The sequence below is a fragment of the Acinetobacter sp. NRRL B-65365 genome (assembly GCF_001605865.1).
Taxonomy (GTDB): Bacteria; Pseudomonadota; Gammaproteobacteria; order Pseudomonadales; family Moraxellaceae; genus Acinetobacter; species Acinetobacter vivianii.
The window spans coordinates 65126-78822 of sequence record NZ_LRPD01000008.1; the positions used below are offsets into that span (position 1 = coordinate 65126).

At 41.2% G+C, this 13697-nt stretch carries 11 protein-coding genes; 1 reads left to right on the forward strand and 10 read right to left on the reverse strand.

Going from position 1 to position 13697, the window contains the following annotated elements; translation table 11 throughout:
* Positions 1 to 102 precede the first annotated feature (102 nt).
* The 6 genes from AWW72_RS05680 to AWW72_RS05705 all read right to left on the reverse strand — a co-directional run bounded on the left by AWW72_RS05680 (position 103) and on the right by AWW72_RS05705 (position 5368).
* Positions 103 to 1731: an OFA family MFS transporter gene (locus AWW72_RS05680; RefSeq protein WP_062846677.1), complete on the reverse strand. Its 1629-nt coding sequence runs from the start codon at positions 1729 to 1731 to the stop codon at positions 103 to 105.
* Positions 1732 to 1966: 235 nt separating this feature from the next.
* Positions 1967 to 2674, reverse strand: coding sequence for a Dph6-related ATP pyrophosphatase (locus tag AWW72_RS05685; RefSeq protein ID WP_062846678.1), 708 nt, complete (start codon positions 2672 to 2674; stop codon positions 1967 to 1969).
* 52 nt (positions 2675 to 2726) lie between these two features.
* Positions 2727 to 3047, reverse strand: coding sequence for a hypothetical protein (locus AWW72_RS05690; RefSeq protein ID WP_062846679.1), 321 nt, complete (start codon positions 3045 to 3047; stop codon positions 2727 to 2729).
* Between the two features lie 45 nt (positions 3048 to 3092).
* On the reverse strand, positions 3093 to 3899 hold the full coding sequence (locus AWW72_RS05695) for an SDR family NAD(P)-dependent oxidoreductase (protein WP_062846680.1): 807 nt from the start codon (positions 3897 to 3899) through the stop codon (positions 3093 to 3095).
* Between the two features lie 13 nt (positions 3900 to 3912).
* Positions 3913 to 4575 (reverse strand): hypothetical protein, encoded by a 663-nt coding sequence (locus AWW72_RS05700; protein ID WP_004775229.1) that lies wholly within the window; start codon positions 4573 to 4575, stop codon positions 3913 to 3915.
* Positions 4576 to 4687: 112 nt separating this feature from the next.
* Positions 4688 to 5368 (reverse strand): hypothetical protein, encoded by a 681-nt coding sequence (locus AWW72_RS05705; protein WP_005259250.1) that lies wholly within the window; start codon positions 5366 to 5368, stop codon positions 4688 to 4690.
* Between the two features lie 371 nt (positions 5369 to 5739).
* Here AWW72_RS05705 and AWW72_RS05710 point away from each other — a divergent pair, with 371 nt between their 5' ends.
* Positions 5740 to 8640: a valine--tRNA ligase gene (locus tag AWW72_RS05710; protein ID WP_062846681.1), complete on the forward strand. Its 2901-nt coding sequence runs from the start codon at positions 5740 to 5742 to the stop codon at positions 8638 to 8640.
* A gap of 41 nt (positions 8641 to 8681) precedes the next feature.
* On the opposite strand, the gene AWW72_RS05715 is transcribed toward AWW72_RS05710, so the two are convergent.
* The 4 genes from AWW72_RS05715 to AWW72_RS05730 all read right to left on the reverse strand — a co-directional run bounded on the left by AWW72_RS05715 (position 8682) and on the right by AWW72_RS05730 (position 13408).
* On the reverse strand, positions 8682 to 9869 hold the full coding sequence (locus tag AWW72_RS05715; protein WP_062846682.1) for a helix-hairpin-helix domain-containing protein: 1188 nt from the start codon (positions 9867 to 9869) through the stop codon (positions 8682 to 8684).
* 108 nt (positions 9870 to 9977) lie between these two features.
* A complete protein-coding gene (locus AWW72_RS05720; RefSeq protein WP_062846683.1) occupies positions 9978 to 10997 on the reverse strand; it encodes a coiled-coil domain-containing protein in 1020 nt (339 codons plus the stop codon).
* A gap of 128 nt (positions 10998 to 11125) precedes the next feature.
* Positions 11126 to 11911, reverse strand: a complete 786-nt coding sequence (locus tag AWW72_RS05725; RefSeq protein ID WP_062846684.1) for a 3-hydroxybutyrate dehydrogenase — start codon at positions 11909 to 11911, stop codon at positions 11126 to 11128.
* A gap of 72 nt (positions 11912 to 11983) precedes the next feature.
* Positions 11984 to 13408, reverse strand: coding sequence for a GntP family permease (locus tag AWW72_RS05730; RefSeq protein ID WP_047429625.1), 1425 nt, complete (start codon positions 13406 to 13408; stop codon positions 11984 to 11986).
* Positions 13409 to 13697 lie beyond the last annotated feature (289 nt).

Genomic DNA, 13697 nt, shown 5'->3' on the forward strand with positions numbered 1-13697 from the left:
GGACGTTTGCTTCAGTCGCCTATTTGAGAATTATCGTAGTACCAATAAAATAAAAAAATGCCTCGACTTATGAGGCATTTTTTATAGCTTAGATTTTTAAAGTTAATGAAATAAAACAATCGCCTTTTGTAAGGTAAACCAGATGCCTGCCAGCAAAGGAAGACCTACGACCAGCCATGCAAACACAACGGTAATCGTCTTTGATGGTGCATGTGCTACATCACTTTCTACGCTTAAATCTTGTGGTAATTTTTCATGCGCCAGAGCCTTCTCAGCAGCCAATTCAGCCTCTGTCATATATTTATCGTCATCAACTGGTTTGACCATTAAATTGAGTACAAACCCAATCGCTAGCATAGCCGCCAAAATATACATCGTCGTATCATACGATTGCGCTTGAGCTACGCCATGGGCCAGTTGATAATCTCGAATATTGGTAATCAGTAAAGTTCCTAATACACCAGCCACAGACCACGCTGTTAGCAAACGTCCATGAATTGCCCCGACCATTTGTGTACCAAAAATATCCGCCAGATAAGCAGGTACTGTGGCAAAGCCCCCGCCATACATTGACAGAATGACGCAGAAAGCTAAAACGAATAAAGGTAGATTTTCCGCATGGGCCAGTTGTGGAATCGAAACGTATAATAAGAAACCTAAGGCTAGAAAAATGAAATAGGTATTTTTACGACCAATAAAATCCGATGCAGATGCCCAGAAGAAACGTCCACCAATATTAAACAACGACAGTAAACCGGTGAAACCCGCGGCAAAGGTCGCAATCTGCATTTTTTGTTCTGTATTTAATTCATTAATACCGATCTCTAAGCCGATCAGACGTCCACCAAATACTTCCTGCAACAAAGGAGAAGCCATCGCTAAAATGCCAATACCCGCCGAAACATTTAAGCACAGGACGCCCCAAATCAGCCAAAACTGCTTGGTTTTCCACGCCTTATTTAAATGCACATGACGACTGGTGACCAGAGCATTCGCCTGGGTTGCTGCTGGTTGCCAACCACTCGGTTTCCAGTTTGAAGGCGGAATCCGATAACCGAATGCACCTCCCATCATAAAAACAAAATAAACAGCGGCCAATACCAGAAAGGTTTGCCATACCCCCACAGAAATATCGGTCGCGAAGAACTTCATCAACTGATCCGCGAGCGGTGCACCAATCATGGCGCCGCCACCAAAGCCCATAATGGCAAGACCTGTTGCTAAACCTCGACGATCTGGGAACCACTTAATCAGAGTAGATACAGGTGAAATATAACCCAGCCCAAGCCCGATCCCTCCGATTCCACCGCCCAGCCACAATAGCCACAACTGATGCGTATATACACCTAGTGCAGCCAAGATCAAACCACCTGCCCAACAAAATGCGGCAACTACACCCGCCTTACGCGGTCCTGCATGTTCAAGCCAGCCACCAAACAAAAAAGCGGATGAACCTAAAAATACAAAAAATAAGGTGTACATGATGCTTAGGGTAGATACGCTCCAGTCACAGGTCGTGGTGAACAGTTGTTCAAGCAAACCTATATCTTTACATTCAATCGGCGCATCTATTCCCAGAGCTTTGGACAAGGGTAACCAAAATACGGAAAAACCATATGCCATACCAATACTGAGATGAATTGCCAGTGCAGCAGGTGGTAGCAGCCAACGATTATAGCCTGCGTGGGCAATCGTCCGCTCCTTGGCCAAAAGTGAAAGTTGTCGTTCCATGTACAGTCTCCATGCCTTCGTGCTTAAAGAGAGGCAAGCTTTTTTTCGTTTTCGTTCCGGCAGCGGCTAAAGCTTATTCTTAAGCTCTGTACGATGTCGTTATGTTTGGGTAAAGATCAACCTACCGATTGTGCATAACATCTATGATTTTGATCAAACAGCTTTTACCAATAAAAAATAAAGAAATAATTTAATAATTTTTAAAAATCCTGTGTCATGCACAGGATGTGTTGCTCTACTCTGCAAAAATCGCTTGCCAATAGTGATAGGTTTTCTCTTCGCCATTCTCTAACTTAAATTCATACGACATCTGACGCGTTTCAGCAATTTCAAATTCAACAGGATGTTTGAATAAACCGCCCGCATAAGCAAAGCTATGATATTCGCCATTTTCACCACAGACATCCACGCCCGCTGGCATATGCTCAATCAAAGCTGCATCAATATCCTGCCCGATAAAGGATTCATCAAGTTTGCTGGCATCCGTCACAATGATTTTGGTTTTAATACCTGAATCTAAAAAATCCTGCATTACCTCAGCCGAATTAAGATTCCATATCGGCTCAACCACTTCAATACCTAAAGGATGCAAACGATCTTCACGATATTGCCGTACATCGCTCAAGTAAATATCGCCAAAGATAAAATGTTCAACGCCTTGTGCTTTAAAGTGATTGGCAGCATCCAGCATGCGTTGTTCATATACCGGAAGGTTCTTTGGTAAGAACACAGGATAGAGCGGAATACCAATACTTTCAGCCTGCTTTTCTAGCAGCCGATGTGGAATCGCATGCATCGAAGATAACTCGGTTTCTTCATTCACAGTGGTCAATAAGGCGATGACCTCAAACTCATTTTGCTGTAAGACCTTATACAAGGCCAAAGAAGAGTCTTTACCACCGCTCCAGTTAAAAACGGCTTTTTTACGGCGATCTTCTGTCATTTCGTCCTACCCTTTAAATATTATGGCCAGCTGTTTTACGTCATGATGTCAGTCAGTTAAATAATCCCAACAGTAAAGTTAAGCCTGCAAAAATCCACATAACATGAGGTAAAAATTTTGGTGCCTTTTTAATCATGATCGGTAGGGCAACCAGACTAGCTAAAAAACTGATAGATGCAGTTAACATAAAAATGAAGATTGCGGCATAGCCACTCCCCCCTTCAAAATCCGCCATATTAAACGTGAATAACCAGCTCAATCCTCCACCAACAGAAATACTGGCAGTCAATGCCAGCAATACATAAATGATGATCGCTGTTATTGATACTCGATGATTCGAGGAGGGTTGAGATAAGTTTTGATTATCTTCCACTTATACTTCTACTTCCTTTAAAAATAATAACACTCACACTCACACTCATTTCACTTTCATTTTGCGAATCATTTTATAGAGCAAGCTTGGCGATAAACGAGAAACCAGCACGCCCAGTTGTTCTTTTTTCCCACCAACCACAATGTACTGATCCCCTGCCATCAATGACTCCACCACACGCTCGGCAAATACATCGGCATCTAAACCATTTTCAATTGCTTTGTCTTGATGGCCTTGCGGTTTACCTTCGCCATTTAATGCATTGAATGAGACATTGGTTTTTACAAAACCTGGAAAGACTACTGAAACTTCTACACCATCATTCGATACTTCAGCACGCAAGCTATTGGCCCACATGTGAATGGCTGCTTTGGCTGCTGAATAAGTCGCGCGATATTGCGTACCGAGTAAGCCTGCAACACTGGATACAAACACCACACGGCCTGATTTTTGTTTCAGAAAAGTCGGCAATACAGTCTTGGTAAAGAACACTTGCGAAAAGTAATCAACTTCCATAATGGCGCGCTCAGTATGCATAGTCGTATCCTGAATCAAGGCGCGTTGACTCAACCCTGCATTATTGATCAGCCAGTCAATCCGCCCTTTACTTGCCAGAACCTGTTCATGCGCATGGCGTACCTGAGCTTCATCGGTAATATCAGCAGCAATTGAAAGATGCTGTTCTGGCTTGAGTAAACCCACGCGTACCGCTTCCAGCTCATCGTAACGGCGTGAAGTCAAAACGACCTGTGCACCTTGTAGTGCACATTCACGTGCCAGTGCTTTGCCTAAACCCGAAGAGGCACCCGTAATCCAGACCACTTTATTTTCAAGACTTTTCAGTTTTGCCATTTTTATATCCTACCTATGCTGAATGGCGCATAAATTTGAGGAAGTAATCCACATACGTTGCAGCCAGTTGCTGATCAATCTGGGTACTCAATTTTTCCAAACGTTTATATCCCAGATGCGTGGTCATATTGATCACGCCATTTAAGGTTTTATCCACCACAAAATTGAACTTTAAACATTTTTTCGGTTCACGAATCAAGTGATCCACACCCGTATCAATTACTTCGGTGAGTAATTTAAGCGAATTTGAAATTTCATTGTGATCGCCATTTGCCAGTTTCTGGCTAGAGGCCTTGACCTGCTCTGCCAACGGTTGCTTGACAGGATAAGTCATATAAATGGTTTCATCTTCGATCTGTAAGGTTTTTGAAAGATATTCAACCAGAGGAATTAAACGATCATTGCCAAAAAATGAAATTGACCACGGCATATATTTACGAATCGCTTCCAGAATTTGCTGAATCACTTTTTCGGATTCACCTGTTTGCGAATATTGTTTATTTTCTTGTAATAGAACGATAAAAACCTGTTCAACGACTTCACAAGCCATCTCGGATAAGACGCTCCCTAAAGCGCTGGCCTGACTTTCTTTATTTCCTTGTAATAATTGCGTTCGAATATGCGCAAACCTTGCGTAAGTGTCCGCATGAATATTTAAAAAAACGGCGGTGTTCATTCTAATAACCCTAATTGTTAGATTCCATAAAAAAGAGCTTGTTAAACAAGCCCTTTTATCAAATCTATTTTTCTATCATTTTTGGCGTTGTACCCGCCGAATTTATCACACTCTATTCTGTATCAACATGCATAAATGCTAAAAAATGGTTCACACAATCAGTTGCAGCATTGCTATCAACCTGATTGCTCATTTTTTCCAGACGTTTATAACTGAGATGGGCGGTCATATTAATCACGCCATTCAGGGTTTTATCCACCACCATATTAAAGTTGAGGCATTTTTTCGGTTCGCGGATCAAATTGGTCACACCCAAATCGACAATCTGGATCAACGTCTGGAAGACATCCACCATGTCGCTGATTTCATTATTCTTGAGTCTTGTCACTAAAGCATGTGCCTGTTGTACCAAGTGTCGATCGATCGGATAAGACACATAGACCTGCTCGTCGTGATACTTGATCATATTGGAAAAATAATTAGCAAAGGGACATAAGCGTTCATTGCCAAATAAAGCAATCGACCAAGGCATATATTTACGTACAGCACCAATGATTTGCTGGATGACTTTTTCAGATTCAGCCGTATATTTTTGCGTGATCTGTGTCGGCTGGCGGTTCTGAATGAGTAAGACTGAAAAAACTTGCTCAACAATATCACAGGCAATTTCAGATAGGACCTCACCCAGCATTCGTGCCTGACTTTCCGTTGTCCCCGCATTCAATTGCTGGCGAATCGTTTCAAACTGTCCATGCGTAACTTCATTAATCTTCAATAGAATTGAATAACTCATGACCATCATCCCTTTTTAGTTTTCGCATTTTTATATTGTTGTTTTATGCAGCAATATCTTTTAGTTATGTGATGCATTACACATAAATTTAATCTTATTTGTTTAAAAATCCAACGCCTTTCATCGGTTTTATAAGAAAAAATCAAAGCTTATAAGTGCCTTATCAGGATTCAGCCCATCTTGCATCAATTAGGGGCATCATCCGTAAAAAAGCCGAATTCCTCCTCAAATAACAACTGGAATAAACCGTAATTGATACATTATTTGAGCGGCTTTACTGAATCAGCGATGGCATGTTGAAAGACCTACAGAAGCGAGGATTTTTTGCTACAATAGATACAATTTTTTATTCAATTTTAATCTTCTGTACTATGACTGACGCTCAATCTGCTCAAAATATTGCAACCACTTACGATCCAACCGAGATCGAAAAGAAGTGGTATCAAATCTGGGAACAACAAGGTTACTTCAAGCCATCAGGTCAAGGTGAATCATTCTGTATCATGATTCCGCCGCCGAACGTCACGGGTAGCTTGCACATGGGTCATGGCTTTAACAATGCCATCATGGATGCCCTCACCCGCTACAACCGTATGATGGGTAAAAATACCCTATGGCAACCTGGTACTGACCACGCAGGTATTGCAACACAGATGGTGGTAGAACGTCAGTTGGGTGCGCAAAACATCAGCCGTCATGACTTGGGCCGTGAAAAGTTCATCGAAAAAATCTGGGAATGGAAAGAACAATCAGGCGGTACGATTACGCGTCAGATTCGTCGTCTAGGCTCATCTGTAGACTGGTCACGTGAACGTTTCACGATGGACGAAGGTTTATCCAATGCGGTGAAAGAAGTTTTCGTAAAACTGCATGAAGATGGCTTAATTTACCGTGGTAAACGTCTGGTTAACTGGGATCCGAAACTACAAACTGCCCTGTCTGACCTCGAAGTTGAGTCTGATAAAGAAGAAGCAGGTTCGTTGTGGCACTTCAAATATTTCTTTGAAGACAAATCACTCCGTACCCACGATGGTAAAGATCACATTGTTGTGGCAACCACACGTCCTGAAACATTACTGGGTGATACTGCCGTTGCGGTTGCACTGGATGATGAACGTTATTCACATCTTGTGGGTCAGAACATTATCCTGCCAATTACAGGTCGTGCTGTTCCAATCGTTAAAGATGAATATGTTGATAAAGAATTTGGTACGGGCTGTGTAAAAATCACCCCTGCACACGACTTCAATGACTATGAAGTGGGTAAGCGTTGTGAATTACCAATCATCAATATCTTCAATAAAAATGCAGAAGTTTTGGCTGAGTTTGAATACATTGCCAAAGCAGGCGAACAGATTTCTAAAACGATTGCTGCACCAGCAGACTATATCGGCTTAGAACGTTTTGAAGCGCGTAAGAAACTGGTTGAACAAGCAGAAGCTGAAGGTTGGTTAGACCAGATCCAACCTTATACCTTGAAGCCACCTCGCGGTGACCGTTCTGGCGTGATCATTGAGCCATTATTAACGGACCAATGGTATGTGAAAATTGCGCCATTGGCAGAGCCTGCAATCGAAGCCGTAAAAGATGGTCGTATCAAGTTCGTTCCAGAGCAATACAGCAACATGTACATGGCATGGATGAACAACATTCAGGACTGGTGTATTTCACGTCAGTTGTGGTGGGGTCACCGTATTCCAGCTTGGTACGATGCTGAAGGCAATGTATATGTAGGTCGTGACGAAGCTGAAGTTCGTGCCAAAAATAACATCCCAGCAGATACTGCATTGAACCAAGATGAAGATGTATTAGATACATGGTTCTCATCTGCGCTCTGGACATTCTCAACCTTAGGTTGGACGGGTGATGTAGAGAAAGATGCGGCCAATGATTTCCTCAAAACCTTCCACCCAACTGATGTTTTGGTGACGGGTTTTGACATCATCTTCTTCTGGGTTGCACGTATGATCATGATGACCCTGCACTTCATGAAAAATGAAGATGGTTCATCACAGATTCCATTCAAGACTGTTTACGTTCACGGCTTGGTACGTGATGGTGAAGGTCAGAAGATGTCTAAGTCTAAGGGTAACGTGCTTGACCCACTCGACCTGATTGACGGTATCGATCTTGAAAGCCTTGTTGCAAAACGCACTACAGGTTTGATGAATCCGAAACAGGCAGCGAAGATTGAGAAATCAACGCGTAAAGAATTCCCAGAAGGTATTCAGGCTTACGGTACAGATGCAGTTCGTTTCACCTTCTGTGCGCTTGCTAACACGGGTCGTGACATCAAGTTCGATATGAAGCGTGTTGAAGGTTACCGTAACTTCTGTAACAAGATCTGGAACGCAACTCGTTTCGTGTTGATGAATGTTGAAGGTCAAACCGTTGGTCAAGAAGCACGTCCTGATCTTTGGGAACTTCCTGAGCAGTGGATCATGAGCCGTCTGCAAAAAGCAGAAGCTGCGGTACATCAAGCATTCGCGACCTATCGTTTAGACCTTGCTGCACAAGCAATCTATGACTTTATCTGGAATGAATACTGTGACTGGTACGTTGAGTTAACCAAACCGGTTCTGAACGATGCCAATGTTTCTGAAGAGCGTAAAGCTGAAGTTCGCCGTGTGTTACTTGCAGTAATGGAAGCATCTTTACGTTTGGCACATCCATTGATGCCGTATTTGACTGAAGAAATCTGGCAAACGCTTGCGCCGATGTTAGGCAAAGGCGGTGCAACGATTATGACTGCGCAATACCCTGTTCCTGATCAAGCAAAAGTGAATGATCAAGCTGAAGCAGATATGCAGTGGTTACAAGGTCTGATTGGTGCGGTACGTAATATCCGTGGTGAAATGGGCTTAGGTAATGCGCGTTTATTGCCTGTATTGCTGCAAAACACTTCTGATGCTGAACGTGAGCAAATCACGCGTATCGAAGCATTGTTTAAAGCATTGGCGAAAGTTGAAAGTATTACTTTCTTGGCACAAGGCGAAGAACCACCGCTTTCATCTTCAAGTGTTGTGGGCCATGCCTCTGTATTTGTACCAATGAAAGGCTTGATTGATCCTAAAGCTGAATTGGGTCGTTTGCAGAAGGACTTGGATAAAGTTCAAAAGCAACATGATCAAATTGCCAATAAACTTTCAAACGAAGGTTTCGTAGCGAAAGCACCAGCAGCGGTTGTTGAAGGTGAAAAGGTTAAATTGGCTGAGTTTGCTGATCAGTTAGCGAAGATTAAGCAAAGTATGGAGCAAATTGCTGCGCTTTAAACGGTAATTTGAATAAAAAAACCCTCAATTGAGGGTTTTTTTTATTCAGAAAATTGCTCTTGCGCTAATTGTAATGTTTTAGGTCCTATCCCTCGGATAGTTTTTAAATCATCGAAAGTAACTAAACCATTGTTCTGAATTCTAAACTTATAAATAGCTTTAGCAATATCGCGCTTAATATTCAATCGCACTTCAAAATCATCCAAAGTGGCTGTCTTCAATGAGGGCTTAGAATTAATGCTTACTTGTGAAGAATCTAAATAATCTAAAATATCAGAAAGCATTAAATATAAATGAAAAACAACACGCGTTGCTTCTAATTGACTAACATCAGCATGAACACCTTTATTTGTCATTTTGTAGTTTTTCTCTAACCATGAACCTAAATAATCAACATGTATTTTAGCCAAATCTCTATTACTTTCCGATTCAATTGATTCAGACATAAATTGCCAAAGACGATTAATATATTGATTAGCTTTAAAAGTTCTTTTATTAATAATTTTATCATTTGGTGGATAGAGCTTATCAGCTAAAGCTTCTAATAATCTACGACACGATGTTAATGCTTGTGACCATTCTTCTGAGCTTTTAGAGGATATTCCTTTGAATGCAAGCATTAATTGTTGTGCCAACTCAGGCTCTAAATCAAGCAATTTATCATCGACAGCATTCTTCAGTAAATCAAAACAACTACTTGAGGTATCTGAATACTTATATTTATTGCTTAACTTCACACAATATTCATGGGCTTTTTTCTTTATATAATCAATATGATCTTGTACATTTTTTAAATAAAGAGTCTTATCATTTCCATTCTTTTTTAAATATGGCAATTGATCTTCCAATACATTAATTGAATGATCTAAACCTCCAGTAGAAGTTATGCTTTTTATATTTACGAACTGTGAGGTAAATATAAAATCAGTATCAATCTCCTTATCTTTTAATTCTTGAATTTTTGCTTTAAAAACAGAAGAAGTAAGGCTTACTGGTTTTTGTTTTTTTTCATATTCTTTATTAATTAATATCAAAAGCTCCTTTACATAAAAAACGTATTTTTGATTTCCTAGCTGAATTTCGGACCAAACATATATATTTTTTTCATCTAGCAATAATGAAGCGCGTGACATTTTTTGAACTGCGACGGTTACACTACCTTTTGCTGATTCAAGTTCATTTAAAGAATCATTTAAAAGTTTTATAGCTTCTGTTTTTTTATCAGACATTTTCAATCTACTCAATTTAATTTTAAATATTAGACTTTTATAAGGTTACTTAATTAATTTTCAAGTCATATATAGCCTTCTCCGACCAGAAGAGAACTAAGTCAAAATTTATAGCGTCCCATGCCCCAACATCATCTCCACCCCACTCACCTTCTTCATATGCTTTAAACGTTCCTTTTCCCACTTCAACTGCTGCTTTAACTCGGCACAATCCGCATCTATGGCTTTATACACATCACTAATATGCAGATGCTCAGCTTTTACTTTTTTCGCCAACTGAAAAGAATCTAAAATTTCGTCAATTTGACTTTCAAGCTGCTGACTCTGTGCATCCAAAGCCAATTTATAAAACTTCACTTGCTCCGCCGATAGCTCTTTAGCGCCTACACCTTTATTTTGTTCAAGCTGTAATTGAAGCTTGAGCAAATAAAACAAATCCTGCTTTTCATAGGCCTGATTCGCCTGTTGGAACAACTCAGTTTTTTCTTCTTTCTTAGTCTTGTCTTGCTCACGATCGGGATGAATCATGGCAGCAATTTTTAAATACACAGTTTTCAACGATTGCGCTGCCATCTGCTCAGCTTGTTCACGTTTTTGCTGTTGTCTAAGTTGCTTGGCCTGTTCACGTGCCTGTTGCTGCTCGGCTGCATATTGCTCAAAGTCATCTTGTTCTAATTCTGTATTTTGTTCATAACTTTCATTCTGTTCAAATTTGGCTGACTGTACTTTTTTATTCTTTTTAGCCAATTGCTGGGCATGTTGCTGATAAAAAGTATCGATCTGCCTGACCAGCGTTAACTGTTCATCCTTCAACATTTTGGAACGCTTTAACATTTGCGCAAGCTGGGCAATTTTTTCATCCAGTTGCTGCATATCAGCTTTGGAAAACTCATGCTGTTGCAACAAATTCCAAAGTTGATCCAACTGCTGAAACAGGATTTCATGCAATTCGCTATACACAGGCATCAGCTTTTGCCTTGTGTGCTGTTGAATCTCGGCTTGCGCATTCTGCCATGTGGCAAGGCTGATTTTTTGCTGTTCTATTTGATCAATCAGGCGATTTAGCTTTTTCTGCTGTGAGGAAGGTTCAGCCCTTTTCTTTAAACTGACTTTAAGATCAAAAGACATAATACTTCCGCCTAAAAATAAAAAAGTGTAGCAATAATCAGACGGCGAAAGTAGCGCGCTCGAATATAATCAGCTCTATAAAGAATAAAGCCGCCCAATGGAGCGGCTTATTCAATCAGATTAACGGATTACTGTGCGGTATAACCACCATCCATCACCACAGCCTGCCCTGTGATTCCTGCGCCTTTACTGCTGGCAAGGAAAATCGCATAATCAGCAATTTCCTCCACGCTGAGTAAACGCTTCTGCGGCACCATCGCTAAAATTACATCTTCCAAAGCACTTTCCAGACTCACATTTCGGGTTTTCGCCAAGTCGGCAATTTGCCCACGTACCAACGGTGTATCGACATAACCTGGGCATAATGCATTTACAGTAATCCCGTCACGCGCACATTCCAAAGCTGCCACTTTAGTCAAACCAATCACCCCATGCTTGGCACTGTTATAACCCGCCTTACCCGCAAAACCAATCAAACCATTGATCGAAGACATATTGATAATCCGGCCATATTTTTGTGCTTTCATAATCGGAAATGCATGTTTAATTCCGATAAATGAACCTGTCAGCATCACCTGTACCAGTTTCTGATAAATATCCGTGGAGAAATCTTCAATCGCTGCGACATGCTGAAAACCCGCATTATTGATCAGGATATCCAGACGACCGAAATTTTGCATGGTCAAGTCAATTGCCGCTTTATACGCCTGTTCATCGGTCACATCACATGGCGCAGATAAGGCTTCAAAACCTTGCTGGTTTAACTGCTCAACCGCTTGCTGACATTTCTCGGCATTAACATCAGAAATCACTACTTTTGCGCCTTCCTGAGCAAATTTTTTCGCAATTTCTAAACCAATGCCACTGGCTGAACCAGTAATAAATGCCACTTTGGCTTCGAGTTGTTGAGTCACGGTAGTACTCCTGTTCTTGATGATCTGTATCGCTCGCCAATCAATATAGGCAAGCTCAAATTAAAATTCGTCTTAGACAATACCGAACCATGTAAATGCAGCAATCACCACAAATACCGCTAAGGTTTTAATCACGGTCACTGCAAAAATATCTTTATAGGATTGTTTATGGGTTAGGCCTGTCACCGCGAGTAAGGTAATCACGGCACCATTATGTGGAAGCGTATCCATACCACCTGACGCCATCGCTACCACACGATGCATTACTTCGGGTGGAATGCCCGCAGCCACAATGGCAGCGTTATAGGTCTCTGCCATCGCACTCAGGGCAATACTCATCCCGCCTGAAGCCGAACCTGTAATCCCTGCCAGCACAGTCGTCGTTACCGCACCATTCACCAACGGATTGGTAAAGGTAGTACCAAGTGCATGACTGATCAAAGCAAAGCCTGGCAATGCTGCAATGATTGCACCAAAACCATATTCAGAAGCGGTATTCATCACCGCCAGCAATGAACCACCAATACTGGCATTTACACCTTCTTTGAAGTTAGTTACCACGCGCTGATAATCAAACAAGATCGCTGCAATAATCCCGACGATCAAGGCCAAACCAACTGCCCAGATTGCGCCTGTTTTTGCCACATCCACGCTGTAATTCGCTAAACCAATTGCATTAAAATCAAAACCATTCGGATACCATTCTTTAATTGCAGTAGACAGATAACGGTTCATGACCGCAACCAGAATCAACGGAACAAAGGCCATACATTGACGTAATGCTGAACCATGAGTCGGAGTTGATGCCTCAACATCGGCAGTCGCTGGCGTGACTTTATCCTCAGCAGCAAATCCCGCATAACCCTCGCCTGCACGCGCCGCAGCTTTACGACGTGACTCCAGATAGAGTAATCCCATGCCCAAGACGAAGATCGCTCCGATCACACCCAAAAACGGTGCAGCATAAATATTGGTACCAAAAAATGTGGTTGGAATCACGTTCTGAATTTGTGGTGTACCCGGCAGTGCATCCATGGTGAATGTAAATGCGCCTAAGGCAATCGTGCCCGGAATTAAACGTTTTGGGATATTGGCCTGTTGGAACAACTGATTGGCAAATGGATAAATCGCAAATACCGCCACAAATAGGCTAACACCGCTATACGTCAGAATTGCACCGAGTAAAACCACGGTTAAAATCGCTTTTTTAGCACCAATCCAGTTCACAATGGTACGGGCAATGGACTCGGCAATCCCTGACATTTCCACCACTTTGCCAAAGATCGCACCCAGCAAGAACACCAGAAAATAATCTTTGATAAAATTGACCATTTTGGGCATGAAAACGCCTGAATAAAACGGCAGCACATTGGCAGGGTTAATCAGAAAAACCGCCAACAATGCGCACAACGGCGCCATCAAAATCACGGAAAAGCCACGATAGGCGGTGTACATCAACAAGCCTAAAGACAGCAGAATGACAAATAAGTCCCACATATTCTTTTACTCCATTTTCAAGAATATATGTCAGGGTCAACCAAATATTTTTTTTATACTGTGGTGGTTATCCTAACCATAAAAATTTTAATACTGCCTACTGCAGCACATAAATCACAACAAAGACGCGCACTAAAAACGTATTTTAAAATAGCATTAAAATCATAAAAAACAATATCATTAAAACAAAATAAATAATTTAAATTATTATTAAAAATCAACAATATAATAAAATACACTGTAATAAATTTAATTGATTAATAAAACAAATCAACTATTCAAAAATACT